This is a genomic window from Afipia sp. GW823-FHT06G09, assembly GCF_058794875.1.
Genome location: NZ_JBXAHF010000001.1, coordinates 1125545 through 1142138, shown reverse-complemented (window position 1 = coordinate 1142138; position 16594 = coordinate 1125545). Strand labels below are relative to the sequence as shown.

General features: G+C 59.2%; 17 protein-coding genes. 13 read left to right on the top strand and 4 right to left on the bottom strand.

The features are described 5' to 3' along the window. Positions 1-8: 8 nt before the first annotated feature. Entirely contained in the window at positions 9-710 is a 702-nt protein-coding gene (locus AC1Q67_RS05645; protein ID WP_024578211.1) for a TetR/AcrR family transcriptional regulator, read from the top strand. On the opposite strand, the gene AC1Q67_RS05640 is transcribed toward AC1Q67_RS05645, so the two are convergent. The 3 genes from AC1Q67_RS05640 to AC1Q67_RS05630 are packed head-to-tail and all read right to left on the bottom strand — an operon-like array spanning position 678 to position 3692. Next, positions 678-1667: a Gfo/Idh/MocA family protein gene (locus AC1Q67_RS05640; protein ID WP_492234868.1), complete on the bottom strand. Its 990-nt coding sequence runs from the start codon at positions 1665-1667 to the stop codon at positions 678-680. The two genes, AC1Q67_RS05645 and AC1Q67_RS05640, sit on opposite strands and share 33 nt — an antisense overlap. A gap of 21 nt (positions 1668-1688) precedes the next feature. Beyond that, a complete protein-coding gene (locus tag AC1Q67_RS05635; RefSeq protein ID WP_492234869.1) occupies positions 1689-2564 on the bottom strand; it encodes a polysaccharide deacetylase family protein in 876 nt (291 codons plus the stop codon). Between the two features lie 21 nt (positions 2565-2585). Next, positions 2586-3692, bottom strand: coding sequence for an LLM class flavin-dependent oxidoreductase (locus AC1Q67_RS05630; protein WP_492234870.1), 1107 nt, complete (start codon positions 3690-3692; stop codon positions 2586-2588). A 102-nt stretch (positions 3693-3794) separates the two neighbouring features. Here AC1Q67_RS05630 and AC1Q67_RS05625 point away from each other — a divergent pair, with 102 nt between their 5' ends. Beyond that, complete coding sequence (locus AC1Q67_RS05625) at positions 3795-4754, top strand: LysR family transcriptional regulator (protein WP_492234871.1); 960 nt, start codon at positions 3795-3797, stop codon at positions 4752-4754. Here AC1Q67_RS05625 and AC1Q67_RS05620 read toward each other — a convergent pair. Next, a complete protein-coding gene (locus tag AC1Q67_RS05620) occupies positions 4751-4954 on the bottom strand; it encodes a hypothetical protein (RefSeq protein WP_492234872.1) in 204 nt (67 codons plus the stop codon). The genes AC1Q67_RS05625 and AC1Q67_RS05620 overlap by 4 nt on opposite strands. A 56-nt stretch (positions 4955-5010) precedes the next feature. Between AC1Q67_RS05620 and AC1Q67_RS05615 the strand changes: the two genes are divergently transcribed. The 11 genes from AC1Q67_RS05615 (at position 5011) to AC1Q67_RS05565 (ending at position 16580) form a co-directional block, all read left to right on the top strand. Further along, positions 5011-5892, top strand: a complete 882-nt coding sequence (locus AC1Q67_RS05615; RefSeq protein WP_492234873.1) for an FAD binding domain-containing protein — start codon at positions 5011-5013, stop codon at positions 5890-5892. Continuing rightward, positions 5889-6371: a (2Fe-2S)-binding protein gene (locus tag AC1Q67_RS05610; RefSeq protein WP_492234874.1), complete on the top strand. Its 483-nt coding sequence runs from the start codon at positions 5889-5891 to the stop codon at positions 6369-6371. Before AC1Q67_RS05615 ends, AC1Q67_RS05610 begins: the two co-directional genes overlap by 4 nt. Next, positions 6371-8764 carry a xanthine dehydrogenase family protein molybdopterin-binding subunit gene (locus AC1Q67_RS05605; protein WP_492234875.1) on the top strand — a complete coding sequence of 798 codons (2394 nt, stop codon included), beginning with the start codon at positions 6371-6373 and terminating at the stop codon, positions 8762-8764. Before AC1Q67_RS05610 ends, AC1Q67_RS05605 begins: the two co-directional genes overlap by 1 nt. A gap of 35 nt (positions 8765-8799) precedes the next feature. Further along, complete coding sequence (locus AC1Q67_RS05600) at positions 8800-10053, top strand: ABC transporter substrate-binding protein (protein WP_492234876.1); 1254 nt, start codon at positions 8800-8802, stop codon at positions 10051-10053. Positions 10054-10119: 66 nt separating this feature from the next. Next, entirely contained in the window at positions 10120-10995 is an 876-nt protein-coding gene (locus AC1Q67_RS05595; protein ID WP_492235701.1) for a branched-chain amino acid ABC transporter permease, read from the top strand. Positions 10996-11011: 16 nt separating this feature from the next. Further along, positions 11012-11998: a branched-chain amino acid ABC transporter permease gene (locus AC1Q67_RS05590; protein WP_492234877.1), complete on the top strand. Its 987-nt coding sequence runs from the start codon at positions 11012-11014 to the stop codon at positions 11996-11998. Next, complete coding sequence (locus AC1Q67_RS05585) at positions 11995-12762, top strand: ABC transporter ATP-binding protein (RefSeq protein ID WP_492234878.1); 768 nt, start codon at positions 11995-11997, stop codon at positions 12760-12762. Before AC1Q67_RS05590 ends, AC1Q67_RS05585 begins: the two co-directional genes overlap by 4 nt. A 4-nt stretch (positions 12763-12766) precedes the next feature. Further along, on the top strand, positions 12767-13471 hold the full coding sequence (locus tag AC1Q67_RS05580; protein WP_024576479.1) for an ABC transporter ATP-binding protein: 705 nt from the start codon (positions 12767-12769) through the stop codon (positions 13469-13471). A gap of 72 nt (positions 13472-13543) precedes the next feature. Further along, on the top strand, positions 13544-14494 hold the full coding sequence (locus AC1Q67_RS05575; protein WP_492234879.1) for a cyclase family protein: 951 nt from the start codon (positions 13544-13546) through the stop codon (positions 14492-14494). Positions 14495-14508: 14 nt separating this feature from the next. Beyond that, positions 14509-15816, top strand: coding sequence for a histidinol dehydrogenase (gene hisD / locus AC1Q67_RS05570; RefSeq protein WP_492234880.1), 1308 nt, complete (start codon positions 14509-14511; stop codon positions 15814-15816). Beyond that, positions 15813-16580, top strand: a complete 768-nt coding sequence (locus tag AC1Q67_RS05565) for an SDR family NAD(P)-dependent oxidoreductase (protein ID WP_492234881.1) — start codon at positions 15813-15815, stop codon at positions 16578-16580. Before hisD ends, AC1Q67_RS05565 begins: the two co-directional genes overlap by 4 nt. Positions 16581-16594 lie beyond the last annotated feature (14 nt).

Below are 16594 nucleotides of genomic sequence, written 5' to 3'. Positions count from 1 at the left end.
CGGGTCTTATGAAAAAGAAACCGTCACCATCGGTTGCGCGCGTCAAACAGAAGCGCCTGTCTCCCGAAGACCGGCGTCAGGAATTCGTCCGCAAGGCTACTGAGTTCTTTTCCGAGGAGGGATTCAACGGCGGTACGCGTGAACTCGCGCGCCGGCTGGGTGTGACCCAGCCGTTGCTCTATCGCTATTTCCCGAGCAAGGAAGAACTGATCAAGGAAGTCTATCGCAAGGTCTATCTCGAGCCGCTCGACACCGGCTGGGAGAAGCTCCTCACCAACCGGTCGCGCCCCATTCGCGAACGTCTGGTGCAGTTCTACGAAACCTATACCAATGTGATCTTTTCGCGGAAGTGGCTGAGGATCTATCTGTTCTCGGGCCTTAAAGGTCTCGACATCAACCGCTGGTATGTCGGCGTCGTTCGCGACAAAATCCTCACGCGCATCATCAAGGAGGTCAGGTTCGAGGCGGGTTTGCCTGCGCAGGCCAAGCCGACGGCATCCGAGATCGAAATGGCGTGGGTCTTCCATGGCGGTATCTTCTATTACGGCGTCCGAAGGTACATCTATGAGATGGAGCCGCTTCAGGAAAAAGAAGAAATGATCGCCAATGCGATTGATGGATACCTGGCCGGATTCACGCGCGTGTCCGGCAATAGCGCCAAGCGGCCGTCTGTGAAGTCAAACCGGTTCAATGCCGCCGCTGGCGACTGATCGCTGAATTGCCTCGAACGCCCGAACGTTCATCAGCATTTCTTCATGTGTGACGGGATATGGGCTCCCGCCAAGCGCAGCGCGCCCGAAAGCTTCGAGGTTGTCCCGCACCGCGGGGTGAGGCTGATAGTAAGCGGTTTCCGGTGAGCGATCGCGCTGGACGCGCGTGACATCCCAGCCCGTCGGATTTTCCGGATGGGTCCGGTCGCGGATTTCCATCCAGCCCTTTGATCCCAGCAGCGCCAGACGGCCCATGAAGGGTGTTGCAAGGACCGCGTTCAGCGTAGCCGTCGTGCGGTTCTCGAAGCCGATGGTGATTGAGAGCGTGTCCCCGTTTGCGAAATGGCTGCCGAGCGTGCCGAGCCGCGCCCAGACATGGGTGGGCTTTCCAAGGATCGCGATCGAAAGATCGACCAGATGAATACCGGTCGCCGACAGTGGGCCAACGGGATTCTCCGTATTCGACAGACGCCAGTTGTCCGGCGGCAGATTAAGGAACTTGTCCTGACTGAAATTTCCCTCCAGGACGAGCGCTTTGCCGAACTCGCCGTCTGCGAAACGCTTGCGCATTTCGATGACGGCCGGTTCGAAACGCCGCTCGTGCCCGATACCGAGCTGGACTTTCGCCTTTGTGACAGCGGCTATGGCGCGCTCTGCATCGGCTCCCGTCGTGCAAAGCGGCTTTTCGCAAAACACATGACGGCCGGATTTGGCTGCGGCCTCTATCTGTGCGGCGTGGCGATCCTGCGGAGTGCAGAGGATAACGGCGTCAATATCGGAGCGTGCCAGCGCATCCTCGAAGCGAGCGGATGTCTCGAGTCCTAATGCGGAACCCTTCGCGCGCATGGGCTCCAGCGGATCGATGCCCAGTACCGGTTTGATGACCTCGCTGCTTGAAAGATTGCTGGCAATGGTCTGTCCCCACCATCCCAGTCCGACAACGGCGGCTCGGATCATGTCTGCACTCCAGTCACGATTTTAAACTTTGGCCATCTGGCCGCGATACCAGTCGCCGATTTCGCTCGCGGTCATCAAGGCGACGCCGTCGTGGCCGATCACATAGTCGAGCAGTTGCTCAAGATACTTGATGCGGTGCGGAACGCCTGTGATGTAGGGATGAATCGAGATAGCCATCACACGGGCATTCTCGGCGCCTTCGAGATAAAGCCGGTCGAACTGGTCGATACACCGGCGCATGAACTGGTCCGACGCCATGTGCTGCAGCGCGTGGACGACAATGTCATTGGTTTCGACAGTGTAAGGAATCGTGGTGATCGGGCCGTGCGGGGTCTCAATGTCCTGCGGCAGATCGTCGATGACCCAATCCGCGACGTATTCGATCCCGTTCAGCCGGAGAAGATCGAGCGTGTCGTTGGTTTCCGTCAATCCAGGGCTTTCCCACGATCGTGGCGCCTTGCCGGCGAATTTTGCGATAGTGTCCACGGCGCGCTTGATGGCGTCGCCCTGATTGTCGAGCTTGTGCATCGGCCCTTGCAGGAAGCCGTGCCCCATGAACTCGAAACCGGCATCGCGTGCCGCGGCCGCGACACGCGGATACGATGTGCAGACGTTGCCGTTGATTGCCAGCGTGCCCGGAATGTTTCGGTCGGTCAGCGCTTTCAACTGGCGCCAGAAGCCCGCGCGCATTCCGTATTCATGCCACGCCCAGTTCGGCACATCGGGGAGCAGCGGCTGACCCATCGGCGGGCTGAGAACCGTGCGCGGCATCGCATTTTCGATCCGCCATTCCTCGACATTCAAGATGATCCAGACTGCCAGCTTCTTGTCGCCAGGAAGAACAAGTTTGGGGCGATCGATGAGAGCCTGATAGGGAACGCGATCAGTGAGGGTCAATGGAGATACCTGCTTTACCAATTACTCTGCGGCTCTGGCCTGCTTCGGCGAACCTGCGTTCACCAGCGGCAGGACTTTCTCCGCCGCAAGGATCATGGACCTGCGCCCGAGTTGGCGGTCTTTCCAGTCCTTGCCGGCATAGAGCAGCGTTCCGAATGTGCCGACCTCCTCCTGAAAAGCAAGAAGCTGATCGGCAACACTGTCCGGCGTGCCGGAGATGATCAGCTTGTCGCAGATCATCTCAAGGGTCACCTCGTCGTCCGGCTGATCGCGGCGCGTCTTGAACAGCTCGATGCGCCCGTTTTTCTTCAGCTTGGTGAACAGCGACCGATAATAGCTCACATAAGGACCGTTCGGATCAGTGGCATAGGCCTTGGCTGTTGCGGCATCGTCAGCCACGAACACGCTCTTGGCGACCCGCCAGTTTGCAGCGTCCGCAAGACGCCCGCCGCGCTCGCAGCCTTCAACGTATTTCGGCCAGTGGCTTTTGACCCATGCGGGCATTAGGAAGTTTGCCGAGATCGGGTCCCAGCCGCGAACTGCAGCCTCCGTGACGCCTTTGGAAAACGGTGCGACCGCGGTCACGACGATCGGCGGATGCGGCCGTTGCAGCGGGCGAGGGATGTAACCCTGGCCGATTTCCTTGATCTGCGTTCGTTGTGTGGACACCGTCCAGTACTTGCCCTGAAGGTTGTAGGGCGGCTCTCCCGACCAGATGCCAAGCACCTGATTGATTGCTTCGAGGAACATCTCGTTGCGGTTGAAATCGAGATTGCCGAACAGTTCGGCGTCGGACAGAAGTCCGCCGGGGCTGATGCCGAAAATGAAGCGGCCGTCGAGCATGTGGTCGAGCATTGCGATGGTGGCTGCGACCGTCGCAGGGTGGGTGTTGGGCATGTTGACGGTGCCCGTACCCAGCTTGATCTGTTTGGTCGCGGCAGCGATCCATGCCAGGAACGTCACGCAGGATGTAATGTTTTCGGCCTTGTCAGTGACGTGTTCTCCGACATAAGCCTCCGTGAATCCGAGCTCGTCCGCGAGAAGGAATGCGTCGCGGTCCTCGGCCAGAGATTGTCGCCAGTCCTTATCCAGCGGATGGATCGGCATGGTGAAAAAGCCCAGCTTCATTGCGCGTTTCCCGAGAAGGTTTGTGATTGGACGCAAGAGTAGCGATTGTGGGCTATTAGAAAAATGATTATTCTTACTCTCTCACATTAAGAAAGTTGATGGATGGTTTCACTCCGCCAGATCAGGTCCTTTGTCGCGGTCTATGAGGAGGGCTCGTTCACGTCGGCCGCGAGACGGGAGGGTGCGACCCAATCGGGTATTTCGCAGCATCTCAAACAGCTTGAGTCCGAGCTTGGAGCGGTGTTGCTCGAACGCAATGGGCGTGACGTCGAACCAACGTTGGCCGGGAAACTTTACTATCGCGAGTGCGTCGATGTTCTGAAGAAACTGGAGGCCGCGCAGCAAAGTGTCGCGGTCAATCATGTTCGTGGTGCGATCCGCGTGGGCTTGATGCCGACGTTTACCAGGTCGTTGCTTGCTCCCGCGCTCGACAGGTTTCTGGCTTCTGCCCCGGGCTCGGAGATCAGCGTTATCGAGGCCTATTCGGGGGTTTTGACCGACATGATCCTGAAGGGCGAATTGGATTTCGCCATCGTGCCGGCGTTTGAGGGCGCAACCGGGATATCGCATCGCCTTCTTGCCCGTGATCGTGAGATGTTTGTCAGCGCAAAACGGACCAAAAACAATCTAAAGCCGGTCAAGCTTTCCGATCTCGGGCCGCTCAAGGTGGTATTGCCCGGCCTGCAGAATACACGTCGTCGCAATATCGAAACATACTTCAGCGCCAATGGCGTTACTGTCGCGCAGCGGCTCGAACTCGACGCGATGATGGGTACGCTGCAATTTGTCGCAGCAACTGACTGGGTCGCGATTCTGCCGTTCGTGATGATGGTTTCGGACCTCGATGAGGGACGCTTCGATGTCAGGCCGCTCGATGATCCGCCGTTTTATTCCGAGTTCGTTCTGATCGAGCCGGCGCGCAAGATGATGTCTCCGGCGGCGGCCTTGTTCGCCGAAATCCTCAAAATGGAGGCTGAGCGCTCGCGTCTTGTTTTTGAGAAACGCGCTGGTGTGCAGCAGATATTGCGACGGCGCGTTGTTCGGACAGCGGGGCGCCGCTAGAAAATTTGTGCAGCGCGATAACGGTCGTTCAAAGCATTTCCCGGTTTGGAATTCCGTAACCTTGTCGTTGATTTGTCGTGCCCCGCCGGTCTGTGCTGAACCGGCGGATCGCACGGTTCTTCAATTGCCAGTGTCGTGACCTGTTCATCACCGCGAAATAATCGTTCGATAAACAACGCTTGACCTTTGATGTCTGGCATCCTCTAATAAAATCCAAGCCCATCATAAATTGTGGCGAGTGAGGGAGGTTGCCGGAATGAAAGCTTCGGCTTTCAGCTATACGCGTGCTTCAAGCGTCGACGACGCATTAGAGATACTTGCGTTGCACGGCGATCAGGCGAAGGTTTTGTCAGGCGGCCAGAGCTTGATGCCGGCCCTGAATCTCAGACTGTCGGCGCCGGCTCTGCTGGTCGATATCGGCGCGATTGCCGAGTTGCGCGGAATTTCGGTATCCGGCGGCGTTCTCAGAATCGGAGCGCTCACCCGGCATGTCGATACGTTGAAATCTCCGGACATCGCAAAACACGCTCCGCTTCTGACCGAGGCCATCGCGCACGTTGCGCACCCTGCGATTCGCAACAAAGGCACCATCGGCGGCAGCCTTGCGCATGCCGATCCCGCATCGGAACTGCCGGCATGCTCGATCGCGCTCGGTGCAACGATCGTGGTGCGGGGCAAGGGTAATGAGCGCCGCATCCCGGCGGCCGACTTCTTTACGGGAATCTACGAGACGTTGCTGTCGCCGGAAGAATTGCTGGTGGCTGTCGAGGTTCCTGTCGCAACTCCGAGCTCCGTCCACTTCTTTCACGAATATGCGCGTCGCAAGGGCGACTACGCCATCGTGGGATTGGCGGCATCCGGGGTCCTTGAGCGGGACGTGCTCACGGATCTCAGGCTCGGCTTTTTTGCGGTGGGTGACAAGCCGATGCTTGCAGGCGCATCAAAGCATCTCATCGGAAAGCCTGTAACGGCATCGATGCTTACCGATGCACAGGCTGCCCTCGATGAAGAGCTTGATCCGCAGGAGGATCAGCAGGCTTCGGTTTCCATGCGCCGCTATCTGGCGCGTCAGCTCATGGAGCAATGTGTCGTGACGTTGCTCGGGCGGCCCGATCTCGAAACGAGAAAGCTCGCATGACTGATCTGATGCCCATCTCGCTGACCGTGAACGGCGAGCGCGTTTCTGCTCATGTGCTTCCCCGGCTAAATTTGGCGGACTTTCTGCGCGAGCATCTGTCCCTCACGGGGACGCATGTCGGTTGCGAGCATGGTGTTTGCGGTGCGTGCACAGTTCGCGTGAATGGCGACATTGTGCGCGCGTGTCTGCTGCTCGCAGTGCAGGCCGAGAATGCGTCGGTCGAAACGATCGAAGGGTTGTCGGATAGCGGCGAGATTTCCGACTTGCAGGCTGCCTTCCAGGATCGGAACGCCCTTCAGTGCGGCTATTGCACGCCCGGAATGTTGATGGCTGCGCAGGACATCCTGATCCATGAGCCGCACGCCGACCGCGAGCAAATTCGCGAACACCTGTCCGGTAACTACTGCCGTTGCACGGGCTATCATGCGATTGTCGATGCCGTGGAAGCGACGGCGCGCGCACGTGCGGGGCGGGCGTGATGAACGATAGCCGCGAAAAGCAGCCCGCTCTTTCAGTTCTTGATCGCCCGAATTCGTATATCGGGAAGACCGTGCCCCGCCCGAATCTTGCCCGGCTGATGCGGGGGCGAGGCCAGTACGTCAGCGACATGAGTCTGCCGCGCATGGCGCATGCCGTGTTTCTGCGCTCGCCCTATGCTCATGCCAAGATTCTGAAGATCGACGCGACCGAGGCGAAAGCGATGCCCGGCGTGATCGCGATCGTGACCGGCGCGGAGCTCGCGAAGGTCATCTCGCCATGGGTTGGCGTCCTGTCACATCTCAAGGGCCTGAAGTCTGCGCCCCAGCATGCAATCGCCGTCGACCGGGCTTGCTGGCAGGGCGAAGCGGTGGCCGCCATCATTGCGACCAGCCGCGCGCTCGCCGAGGATGCCGCCGAACTTGTCTCGGTGGATTATGAAGAGCTCGTTCCTGTGACGGACATGCGCACGGCGCTCGACCCCGGTACGCCGGTGATTCATTCCGACCTGGGCGATAATCTGGCTTTCGAGCGCAATCTCGATGCCGGTGCTGTCGACCAGGCGTTCAGGGACTCGGATGAGGTCGTTGAGGCTGAGTTTGTTTTCGGCCGCCACACCGGAGTCACGCTGGAGCCGCGCGCTGTCGTTGCCGACTGGAACAGCGGCGACGAACGTCTGACGGTTTATTTGGGCACCCAGGCGCCGCATATGGTGCAGAACATCGCAGCCAAGCACCTCGGTCTTGATGAAGCGCAGGTTCGGGTTGTCTGCAAAGATGTCGGCGGATCGTTCGGCATCAAGGTCCACATCTATGCCGACGAGATGGCGACTCTTGCGCTGTCGAAGCTGCTTAGTCGTCCGATCAAGTTCGTTGCGGATCGGGTCGAGAGCTTTAATACGGATATTCACGCTCGCGATCACATCTGCAAGGCGCGTATTGGTGTTAGTAAAGACGGAACCATCAACGCATTCGAGATCGATGATGTTACGGGTATTGGCCCGTATTCGATGTATCCGCGTACCAGTGCCATCGAAGCCAATCAGGTTGTCAATCTGGTCGGCGGACCGTACACGACGCAAAACTACAGGGCGCGGACCCGGGTGGTTTTCCAGAACAAGAACGTCACCTGTCAGTATCGCGGCGTCGGGCATCCGATTGCATGCTCGATCACGGAAGGGCTTGTCGATCTCGCGGCGCAACGGATCGGGATGGATCCGTTCGAGATTCGGCGGCGCAATCTGATCCCTGACGATGCCTATCCGTGCGGCTCCCCGTCGGGCCTGAAGTTCGAGGCGCTTTCTCATCACGCGTCCCTCGACAAACTGTACGCAATGATGAATTACGACGCACTGCGGACCGAGCAGGCGGAATTGCGCAAGCAGGGTATCTATCGCGGCATCGGAATCGCCAGTTTCATCGAAGTGACTAACCCCAGCGCGGCATTTTATGGCGTTGGCGGCGCGCGGATTTCATCGCAGGACGGCGTCGCGGTCCGTTTGGACGCGACTGGCCGCGTGATTTGCCAGACCAGTATCACTGAGCAGGGGCAGGGATCAGAGTCTCTTACTGCGCAGATCGTCGGCAGCGTGCTCGGCGTGTCGATGGAGCGCGTGCGCGTTATCCTCGGCGATACCGATAACACGCCCTATGGCGGTGGCACCTGGGCGTCGCGTGGTGCCGGTATTGGTGGCGAAGCCGCGCTGCAGGCGGCCAAGATCCTGCGCAAGAACATTCTCGATGTTGCAGCTGCTATCTTGCAAGCCAAGCCGGAAGATCTCGATATCGCCGGCAACGCCGTCGTTGATGCTCAAGGGGCCCAGACGCGCATTGAGTTGCACGAGCTCGCCCGTATCGTTTATTTCCGGCCTGATACCTTGCCGCCGGGCTTCCAGCCGGAGTTGATGGCGACCCGCCATTTCGTGCCGCGGGAGTACCCATTCGCCTTCACAAACGGCATTCAGGCATCGTGGCTTGAGGTCGATACCCGGACCGGCTTTATCAAGTTGCTCAGGCACTGGGTGGTGGAAGACTGCGGAACGATCATCAATCCGCAGCTTGTGGACGAACAGATTCGCGGCGGTGTGGTGCAGGGGCTTGGTGCCGCGCTTTATGAGCACTGCATCTATGATGAACGCGGGCAGCTCACCAACGCGAACATGGCGGACTATCTGGTACCGATGTCTGGTGAAATGCCGGATATCGATGTCGGGCATATCGTCTCGCCGACGCTGGAAAGCGAACTCGGTGCCAAGGGAGCCGGGGAAGCCGGGACTGCAGCGGCGGCTGCTGTTGTTGCCAACGCCGTGAATGACGCGCTTTCACCGTTCAATGTCACCGTTGCCGAAATTCCGCTCACTCCGCGCGTTATTCTCACCGCTCTCGGACGCATCTGATCAACGTCACAACAATATCAACCTCGGAGGAATACATGGCCAAGAAAACGACTGGTTCGAACTCGATTTCGCGTCGCCGTCTGCTTACTACAGCCAGCGCCGGCGCTGTTCTGGCGGCGTCGCCGTTTCGTATCAATCTTCTCCAGGCGCAGGAAGCGACCATCAAGGTCGGATTTCCCGTTCCATTGACCGGACCATACGGCACCGAAGCGCAGGATCAGGTTCGTGCGGCGGAAGTCGCTATTGCCGAGTTCAACGAAGGCGGCGGTCTTAATGGCCGCAAGGCCGAACTGCTCGTCCGCGACGACAAGCTCAATCCCGGTGAAGCGGCAACCCGCACGCTCGAGCTGATCGAAAAGGAGAAGGTCAACTTCATCGTCGGGAGTCTGTCGGCGTCGGTTCAGCTTGCGGTGAACAACGTCACCAAGGAGCGCGGGATCATCTACAATTCAATCAGCCAGTCGGACGAAATCAACGAAGCGAAAGACTTCAGCAAATACACGTTCCACGAGGCGCTCACGCCACACCTGACCGCCGGCGCTGTTGGACGCTATGCGTTCTCGAAATTCGGCAAGAAGGTCGCGTTCCTCACCGCTGACTATGCCTACGGCCACGAAATGGTGCGCGGTTTCCAGGAAGCCGGAAAGGCATTCGGAATTGAGAGCCTTGTCGATATCCGCCATCCGCTCGGCACCACGGACTTCTCCGCGCTGCTGCCGCGTATTCAGGCGCTGAAGCCGGACATTCTCGTCATCAGCAATTTCGGCCGCGATCAGCAGATCGCGCTGAAGCAGGCGACCGACTTCGGCATGAAGAAGAGCATGAAGATCGTTGCGCCGATCCTGCTTTATACCGGCCGGATTGCCGCCGGCGCACAGGCGTTCGAAGGCGTTGTCGGTGGAACCTCGTACTACTGGGGTATCGAAGACAAGGTCGCGTCCGCAAAGGCGTTCAATGATCGTTTCCGCAAGATGCATGGCGGCAAGGTGCCGTCGGATTACGGCGCGCTCGGCTATGCTGGCGTCAAGACGCTGCTGATGGGAGCGAAGGCGGCCGGAAGCCTCGATACCGACAAGGTTATCGCCGCGGTCGAGGCATTGAAGTACGATTACTACAAGGGCCCGGAATACTATCGCAAGTGCGACCACCAGGCCGTGCAGTCGGTTCTCATTATCGAGTCAAAGTCGAAGCCGGAGAAGGGCGATTCCGACGTGTTCAACGTGCTGGCGACCGAAGAGCCAAGCGAAAAGAACCTGCGCACCTGCGAAGCGCTCGGCCACAAGTCCTGATCTGTGAACTAGCAGACGCGCGTCCGCCGCGGACGCGCGTCTCACCTGGAGATATCTATGGCCGGCATGAGCTTTGATCTGATCGCCCTGCAACTCTTCACGGGGCTGGCGCTCGGCGCGATCTATGTGTTGTTCGCCATCGGCTTGTCGCTGATTTTCGGCATGCTGACCGTGGTGAACTTTGCGCATGGTGCCTTTTATATGGTCGGCGCTTATGTCGGGTTGTTCCTTCTCTCGCTGGGAGGGAATTTCTGGCTGTGTCTGGTTGCCGTCCCGCTGATTGTCGGAACCATGGGGCTTGTCGTCGAGCGGTTCCTGATCCGTCCGCTCTATGGCCGTGGCATCGACTACCCGTTGCTCCTGACGTTCGGTCTGAGCTACGTGATGGTCGAACTTGTGCGCATCGCGTTCGGCAAGAGCGGCTACCCGTTCGATACTCCGGAGCTTCTTCAGGGTGCAGTGAATATCGGCGTTGGATATTTCCCGCTGTATCGTCTGTTCGTGATCGGCATTGCGGCTGCCGTTCTGCTTGGCCTATGGCTCTTCCTCGAGCGGACAAGCTTCGGTCTGATCATTCGCGCCGGCGCTCGCGATCCACAGATCGTTCGTGTGCTTGGTGTCAATGTGGCGCGGGTCTGGCTGTTCGTATTCGGCATCGGCTCGGGAATCGCCGCGCTGGCCGGGCTTCTTGCTGCACCCTTGCAGGGTGTTATCCCCGAAATGGGAGCGACCATCCTCGCCGAGGCCTTCGTCGTCACGGTCGTCGGCGGTATGGGATCGATCGGGGGCGCGGTTATCGCCGGTCTGCTGGTTGGTGTGGTCGTCAGCATGACCTCGCTGTTCGCACCCGAGATGGCCAAGGTTTCGATTTTCGCCCTGATGGCAGTTGTTCTCCTCATCCGTCCGCAAGGCTTCTTCGGCCGTGCGGGTCTTATGAGCTGAGGCGGGTATTAAAGAGATGAATGAAATTTCTCAGACCTTGACCCAGCCGGCCGTTGCTTCGGCAAGCTGGTTCGATTTCGCCAAGCGCAACCGCGCGATTCTGGCGAGCATTTTCGTCCTGGTGTTTCCGCTGGTGATGCCGTTCACGGCACTGGCGGTGAACATCCTGATCTACGGGCTCTATGCCGTCGGCTTCAATCTGCTGTTCGGATATCTTGGCCTGCTGTCGTTCGGTCACGCCGCGCTGTTCGGCACCGGTTCCTATCTGTGCGGTATCGCCATCGTTCATTTCGGGTGGCCATGGTATGTCGCGATTGGAATGGGCGTTCTCGGCGGCACCGTTATGGCCGCCGCGATCGGTTCGCTGGCGATCCGCACCCGTGGAATCTACTTCGCCATGGTCACGATGGCGCTGTCGCAGTGTGTCTTCTATCTATTCTATCAGGCGGTGGACTGGACCGGCGGCGAAAACGGTTTGCGCGGGATCAACGTTCGCGTGGTCGATATCCTTGGCTACAAGTTCGACTTTATCAATCCGCTGACGCGCTACTATGTTGTCGCGGCATTCGTCATTATGGCGCTGTTCGTGCTATCGCGGATTCTTGCATCGCCGTTCGGCGCTGTGATCGAGGCTGTTCGCGAGAACGAGGCGCGGGCGCGGGCATCCGGTTATAACGTGACGCTGACACGGCTGATCACGTTCATCCTGTCCGGTGCGTTCTGCGGACTGGCCGGCGCCTTGATGGCGTTGCATCTGTCCATTGTGCCGATTGAAATCCTGCACATCGAGACCTCAGGCATGGTCGTCATGATGTCTCTGCTGGGCGGCATGGGTACTTTCTTCGGTCCGTTCGTGGGCGCTGCTGTTTTCCTGTTGCTGGAGAACCTGGTGTCGCTGTGGACTGTCCATTGGCAATTGATCGTTGGCGCAGTGTTCATGATCTGCGTTCTGTTTTTCCCGGCCGGTATCTGGGGCACGATCTTGAAGCGGATCAACAAATGACGACTTCGACAGATACATCGCAGGTCATCCTGCGCACCACCGGCGTGAGCAAGTCGTTCGGGAAGTTCGTGGCCCTGAACAACATTTCCGCTGAGTTTTCGCGCAATGCGATCACATCCATCATCGGCCCGAACGGCGCCGGCAAAAGTACCTACTTCAACCTCTTGTCAGGCGCGTTTCCTCCGTCCAGCGGCAAGGTCGAGTTCGAGGGGCGCGATGTGACGAACATCGCGCAGCACGAATTCGCGCATATGGGCATCGCGAAGTCGTTCCAGATTACGAACGTGTTCCCACTGCTGACGACCCGGGAGAACGTGCGCGTCGGGTTGCAGGCCTTTGTGTCCCGCTACGATATCTGGCGTCCGCGTTCCAGGCTCCCCGGTTTGATTGAAAAGGCGGATGCGCTGCTCGCGCTGGTCGGCCTTTGGGATCGCCGCGAGCGTCTGGCGAAGGAGTTGGCGCACGGCGAGCAGCGTGCGCTTGAGATCGGGATGGCGCTGGCAGCCAACCCGCGACTGCTGCTGCTCGACGAGCCGACGGCGGGAATGAGCCCGGAAGAAACCCGCGTGATGATGGATCTGATCGTCAAACTGTCGAAGGAGCGTACCGTCATTCTGGTCGAGCACAAGATGAAGCTGGTGATGGGGATCAGCGACCGGGTACTCGTGCTTCACCACGGTGAACTGCTTGCGCAGGGAACTCCGACCGAAGTCCGCCAGAATGAGCAGGTCAAGCGGGTCTATCTTGGCCAGCGGGAGCACTGAAGCGATGTTGCGCGTCGAAAATCTGAACTCCTGGTATGGCGCAAGCCACGTGCTGCAGGACATCGGCCTTGAAGTGAACAAGGGCGAGATCGTCTGCCTGATCGGCCGCAACGGCGCGGGCAAGACCACGACCCTGAAGTCGATCATTGGCTTGCTCGACAAGACACGGGGATCGGTCACGTTCAAGGGCAAGGAAGTCCTGGGCCAGCCCGCGCATGTCCGCTTCGGTCTCGGTCTGGCGTATGTGCCGGAGGAGCGCCGCATTGTGCAGGGGCTGACCGTGCGCGAGAACCTTCGGCTTGGCCTCGTTGCATCGCCGGAGAAGAAGGAAGAGGTTCGCCGCATTGCGCAGATCGCCGAGATTTTTCCGCGTCTGGCAGAGCGTCTGGATCAGGAAGCCGTCACGATGTCCGGCGGCGAACAGCAGATGCTGGCGATTGCACGCGCGATGATTTCGAAGCCCGACCTCATCATGCTGGATGAACCGTCCGAGGGCATCATGCCGGTGCTTGTCGATGAGATGTTCGAGTTGTTCCGCAAGATGAAGTCGGAAGGCACGACGATTCTGCTGGTTGAGCAAAACGTCGAGCTGGCACTCGATATCGCCGATCGCGCCTATGTGCTGGACCAGGGGTCCGTTGTCCATCACGCGACCGCAGCCGCGTTGCTGGCCGACGACGAAATCAAGGAGCGTTACTGCTCGGTGTAGCCCGGAAAGGCTACCCTGGCCTTCGCTCGTCAATTAAATTATCATTCGATAAATAAAATAAGGAACAGGAACATGAAAGTCGATAGAGCCGCTATTTACGAAGCCGCCAAGAAGCTCTCGAACTGGGGCCGTTGGGGCGCCGACGACCAGATCGGGACGCTCAACAATGTGAGCCCTGAAGACGTTGTCAACGCTGGCAAGTTGATCAGAAAGGGGAAGGTGTTTGCGCTCGGTCTTTCATTGAAGGAGCCGATTCAGTCGGGACTGTTCGGTGGCCGCTGGAATCCGATCCACACCATGCTGGCGACCGGCACTGACGCCGCAGCCGGCAACCAGGACGTTCCTTCGCCGTATCTGCGTTACGCCGACGACGCAATCAACATGCCTTGCCAGGCTTCGACGCAGTGGGATGCTCTCTGCCACATCTTCCTCGATGACAAGATGTATAACGGCTTCGATGCCAAGCTGGTCGATGCGCGCGGCGCGAAGAAGCTCGGCATCGAGCACGTGCGCGACAAGATGGCGGGCCGCGGCGTGCTACTCGATGTCGCCCGGTTCAAGGGCGTCGAGTCGCTCGATGATGGTTATGCAATCACCAATGCGGATCTGGATGCCTGCGCGAAACAGCAGGGTGTGGAGATCCGCAAGGGCGATTTTGTGATCGTTCGCACTGGTCATCAGGAGCGTTGCCTGAAGAAGAAGGACTGGTCGGGTTACGCCGGTGGCGATGCGCCGGGCATGGCGTTCGAAACCTGTTACTGGATTCGCGAGAAGGATATCGCGGCGATCTGCACCGACACCTGGGGCTGCGAGGTCCGTCCGAATGAGACCAATGAGGCCAACCAGCCGTGGCACTGGGTGGTGATCCCGGCCATCGGAATCTCCATGGGCGAGATCTTTTATCTGAAGGAACTGGCGGAAGATTGCGCGCAGGACAAGGTCTATGAGTTCTTTTTCGCGGCGCCGCCGATGCATTTGCCCGGCGCGGCCGGATCGCCGATCAATCCTCAGGCAATCAAGTAACGAGGAGATATCTGATGGCAAAGTATCTCAAGCGCAGCCGCGACGCTGCCCAGCGGGCCGAAGACGATACGAAAGTCCGTGCGGCTGTTGAAGGAATTCTCGCGGACATCGAGAAGCGCGGCGATGATGCAGTTCGTGAACTGTCGGTAAAGTTCGATCAGTGGGACCGCAAGGACTACCGGCTGACCGATGCGGAAATCAAGGATTGCGTCGGGCAGTTGTCCAAACGGAACATCGACGACATCAAGTTCGCACAGGAGCAGGTGCGCAATTTCGCGCAGCACCAGCGCGATGCGATGAAGGATGTCGAGGTCGAGACGTTGCCGGGCGTCGTCCTGGGTCACAAGAACATTCCGGTCAATTCCGTCGGATGTTATGTGCCGGGCGGCAAGTATCCGCTGCTGGCATCCGCACATATGTCGGTGATCACCGCGAAGGTTGCCGGCGTCTCGCGCATCATCACCTGTGCGCCGCCGTTCCAGGGCAAGCCGGCCCCGGCCATCGTCGCTGCGCAGCATCTGGCGGGGGCGGACGTGATCTATTGCCTCGGCGGCATTCAGGCCGTCGGTGCCATGGCGATCGGAACGGCATCGATTGCGCCGGTCGATATGCTGGTGGGGCCGGGCAATGCCTTCGTGGCGGAAGCCAAGCGGCAGCTCTATGGTCGCGTCGGCATCGACCTCTTCGCCGGACCGACTGAGACGCTTGTCATCGCCGACGACACGGTAGACGGCGAGATGTGCGCTACAGATTTGCTTGGACAGGCTGAACACGGCCCGAATTCGCCCGCAATCCTGCTCACCAACTCCGAGAAGCTTGCGCGCGAGACCATGGCGGAGATCGAGCGCCTTTTGAAGATTCTCCCGACCGGCGCCGTCGCGGCGAAGGCGTGGGAAGACTATGGTGAAGTGATCGTCTGCGAGTCCGAAGAGGAGATGGTGACGGAGGCCGATCGAATTGCCTCCGAGCATGTGCAGGTGATGACCCGTGATCCGGACTATTTCCTGAAGAACATGACCAACTATGGCGCCTTGTTCCTCGGACCGCGGACCAACGTGGCTTACGGCGACAAGGTGATTGGCACCAACCACACGCTCCCGACCAATAAGGCGGCGCGCTACACTGGCGGTCTGTGGGTCGGCAAGTTCCTCAAGACCGTGACTTATCAGCGTGTCCTGACCGACGAAGCCTCCGCCATGATCGGCGAATACTGTTCGCGCCTGTGCATGCTGGAAGGTTTCGTGGGCCATGCCGAGCAGGCCAATGTCCGCGTCCGGCGCTATGGCGGGCGAAACGTCCCGTATGCGAGCGCGGCGGAATGAGCGGCTTGCCGACAACACCAGCCTTCCGACTCGACGGGCGGCGGGCGCTGGTCACCGGGGCGGGCCGAGGTATCGGGCTCGCGGCGGCGACAGCTTTGGCGGAAGCAGGTGCACATATCACGCTGTGCGCTCGCACCGCCAGTGAGATCGATGACGTTGCCGTGGCACTTCGCAAGAAGGGCTTCTCGGCGGATGCGCTTGCGCTCGATGTGACGGACATTGTGGCATTTCGTGCGGCGGTCGAAGCTCGCGAGCCGTACCATGCCTTTGTCAACAACGCCGGCACCAACCGCCCGAATTCCTTCACCGATGTGCCGGTGGAGGACTTTGACGTTGTCATGAACCTGAATGTGCGGGCGGCTTACTTCGCTGCGCAGTCCGTTGCCCGCAAGATGATCGCGGCCGGAGTGTCAGGTTCGATCATTAACATGTCGTCCCAGATGGGCCATGTCGGTGGCGCTAACCGTTCGCTTTACTGTGCGTCGAAGTGGGCGATGGAAGGTTTCTCGAAGGCTATGGCGCTTGACCTTGCTGCCAGCAAGATCCGCGTCAACACGCTGTGTCCGACCTTCATTGAAACGCCGATGACGAGGCCTTTCTTTGAAAATGCGGCGTTCAAGGAAAGCGTATTGCAAAAGATCAAGCTCGGGCGTCTCGGTACGGTCGAGGATCTGATGGGCGCGATTGTCTTCCTCGCCAGCGATGCGTCAGCACTGATGACGGGATCGTCCTTGATGATCGACGGTGGATGGACAGCCGACTAGCCATTGGTCTGTTC